The organism is Xanthobacter sp. BG11Y11_SDJG, assembly GCF_057364445.1.
This window is the reverse complement of the sequence record NZ_JBNFNU010000450.1, coordinates 1-3,204: the sequence shown is the minus strand read 5'-3', so window position 1 is coordinate 3,204 and position 3,204 is coordinate 1. Positions and strand designations below refer to the sequence as shown.

At 67.5% G+C, this 3,204-nt stretch carries 3 protein-coding genes; 2 read left to right on the top strand and 1 reads right to left on the bottom strand.

The features are described from left to right. Positions 1-102: 102 nt before the first annotated feature. A complete protein-coding gene (locus AC2W7M_RS22650; RefSeq protein WP_486135105.1) occupies positions 103-1,893 on the top strand; it encodes an acyl-CoA dehydrogenase C-terminal domain-containing protein in 1,791 nt (596 codons plus the stop codon). Positions 1,894-2,007: 114 nt separating this feature from the next. After that, positions 2,008-2,319 (top strand): SCP2 sterol-binding domain-containing protein, encoded by a 312-nt coding sequence (locus tag AC2W7M_RS22645; RefSeq protein WP_486135104.1) that lies wholly within the window; start codon positions 2,008-2,010, stop codon positions 2,317-2,319. Positions 2,320-2,340: 21 nt separating this feature from the next. Here AC2W7M_RS22645 and AC2W7M_RS22640 read toward each other — a convergent pair. Further along, on the bottom strand, positions 2,341-3,204 hold an 864-nt coding region (locus AC2W7M_RS22640), incomplete at its 5' end, for an SGNH hydrolase domain-containing protein (protein WP_486135102.1).

Genomic DNA, 3,204 nt, shown 5'->3' with positions numbered 1-3,204 from the left:
CGCGGTTCTTTCGGCCTTGTGTCCGACCCCGGAGCCCCCCTCACCCCCGCCCCCCTCTCCCGCAAGGGGAGAGGGGAGACGCCAAACACGGGAGCCAACGCCATGCAGGTCTATACCCCCCCGCTGCGCGACATGCGCTTCGTGCTCCACGAACTGCACGGCAGCGAAGAGCTCTCCACCCTCAAGGGGCTGGAGGAGCTGTCGCCCGACCTCATCGATGCGGTTCTGGAGGAGGCGGGCAAGTTCGTCACCGAGGTGCTCGCGCCGCTTAACCAGTCCGGCGACCTCGAAGGCTGCACCTACGAGAATGGCGTGGTGCGCACGCCCAAGGGCTTCAAGGAGGCCTACACGGCCTTCCGCGAGGGCGGCTGGAATGGCATCGCCTGCGATCCCAAATATGGCGGCCAGGGCCTGCCGGCGAGCGTGAACAAGCTGGTGGAGGAGATGCTCTGCTCGGGCAACCTCGCCTTCGGCATCTGCCCCGGCCTGACCCACGGCGCCTATCAGGCGCTCAAGGCCTATGCCTCCGAGGAGCTGAAGGACCGCTTCCTGCCGAAGATGGTGGATGGCGTGTGGTCCGGCTCCATGTGCCTCACCGAGCCCCAGTGCGGCACCGACCTCGGCCTGGTGCGCACCAAGGCGGAGCCTCAGGCGGACGGCTCCTACAAGGTCACCGGCAACAAGATCTTCATCTCCGCCGGCGAGCAGGACCTGACCGAGAACATCGTCCACCTCGTGCTCGCCCGCCTGCCGGACGCGCCCAAGGGCATCAAGGGCATCTCCTTGTTCCTGGTGCCGAAATTCCTGCCGAAGGCGGACGGCTCGGTCGGCCCGCGCAACGGCGTGCTGTGCACCGGCATCGAGCACAAGATGGGCATCCACGGCTCGTCCACCTGCCAGATGTCGTTCGACGAGGCCACCGGCTGGCTGGTGGGCGAGCCCCACAAGGGCATGCGCGCCATGTTCGCCATGATGAATTCGGAGCGCCTCTCCGTCGGCACGCAGGGCCTCGGCCTCGGGGAAGCCGCCTACCAGTCGGCCGTGGCCTACGCCAAGGAGCGCCTGCAGGGGCGGGCGCTTTCCGGCGCCAAGCATCCCGACAAGCCGGCCGACCCCATCATCGTCCACCCCGACGTGCGCCGCACGCTGATGACCATGCGCGCCTACAACGAGGGCTGCCGGGCGCTCGCCGGCTGGGTCGCCCGCGCGCTCGATCTGATGGAGCGGGCGGAAGACCCGGAAGAACGCAAGCGCGCCGAGGACTTCACGGCGCTGATGACGCCCATCGTGAAGGCGCTGTTCACCGATCTCGGCTTCGAGGCTACCTCCATGGGCATGCAGGTCTATGGCGGCCACGGCTACATCCGCGACCACGGCATGGAGCAGTATGTGCGCGATGCCCGCATCGCCATGATCTACGAGGGCACCAACGGCGTGCAGGCGCTGGACCTCGTGGGCCGCAAGCTGCCGGCGCACATGGGCCGCTATCTACGCTCCTTCTTCCATCCGGTGCTGAACTACATGGATGCGAAGCTGGACGACGAGAATCTCGGCCCGATGATCGGCCCGCTGTCGAAGGCGTTCGGCGCGCTCCAGCTGGCCACCGCCCACATCGCCGAGAAGGGCCTGAAGGACCCGGAGGAGGCGGGCGCGGCCGCCACGCAGTATCTGCGGCTGTTCGGGCTGGTGGCGCTGGGCTACATGTGGGTGCGCATGGCGGATGTGGCCTATGAGAAGCGCGTCTCCAACCCGGACGATGCCGCCTTCTACGATGCCAAGATCGTCACCGCCCGCTTCTTCATCGAGAAGCTGCTGCCGGACGTGGCCGCCCTCTGGGGCTCCATCAAGGCCGGCAAGGGCGCCATGATGGCGCTGGACGAGGCGATGTTCTGAGGGCTGCGCTTCCGACCACCGGCGGCAGCGCCTTCATTTTGCGCCCCCTCTCCGCGTGCGGGAGAGGGTTTTAAAACCGTTTCGGCCCCAAGGGGCTTCTCACAAGGATCACCGATGGCCGATCTTGCCTCCCTCGTCGAAGCCATGCGCGAGCGCGCCGATGCCCTCTCGGAACTCGGCTATCGGGTGCGCTTCGACCTTTCCGACACCGGCGAGGCGATCCTGCTGGATGCCACCGGCGGAAGCGTCGAGGTGAGCGAGGGCGAGGGCGAGGCGGATGCGGTGCTCAAGCTGTCCACCGACACGCTGGACAAGCTTATCACCGGCCGCATCGGGCCGATGATGGCCTTCTCCACCGGCCGGCTGAAGGTGGAGGGCTCGCAGGGCGTCGCCCTGAAGCTCGCGGGGCTTCTGGACCAGGATTGAGACGGTCCTGCCGGCCGCCGGTCAATTGGTGGCCGGACTTTGCTTCCTCAGCGCCGCGCCCCGTGCGAGCGCCTGCTCGAACGCCTCCCAGAAGCCCGGCGTCGCCGCCACGCGCTCAGAGCCGGCGGGCGAGAGATGGTGTTCGTCCATGAAGTAGAAGTCGTTCCCAGCGCCGCCGCGGCAGACATTCGGGTCGCAGAACAGCGGACTGAGCAGGAACAGCGACATATTCTTCTCTTTGGCGGCGATCCGCGTCAGTGCGTCGTTCGACGCGGTCACAAACCTCATGCCGGCGGCGGCGGGGATGGTCTCACAGGATTCTCCCTTTTGAGCCGCCTTCTCCGTGCGGATCACGCACTGCACGGGCGCCTCGGGGAACTCCGGCGGCTGTCCGACCACCAAGACGGCCGCACCTGCGGCGTTGATCTCCTGCACCGTGTGCGCAATGCCGTAGGCGAAGGCCTTGCTGGTCGTCGCCGCGCTGCGTTCGTCGCCACCGGGCAGCGCGCTCGTGGTTAGCCAGAAATGGTTGCCGGATCGCGCCGTCCACATGGACCAGCGGCCCACGAGAATCACCACCTTGGGCTTCAGGCGCCGGATCTCGTCAATAGCGGCGGTGTTGAACTCGGTGCAGATCCGCGCCGGATATTGTGGGTGGATGGCATTCACGCCCAGAATGGGCGGACAGGCCGGCAGGGACAGGAGACGCACTTTTTCCCCGCGCCGGGTCAGCCCCTCGTTCAAGCTGCGGAACAACGCACCTGCGTGGGAATCGCCCCAAACCACAACGTCGGCATCGCCATCGGCGGCGGCCGGCCCGGAGCCGCACCCCGGCGCGCCGGCTCCCGCCGTGGTCCAGTTTCGCCGCACGCTGGCGCCAGGGGT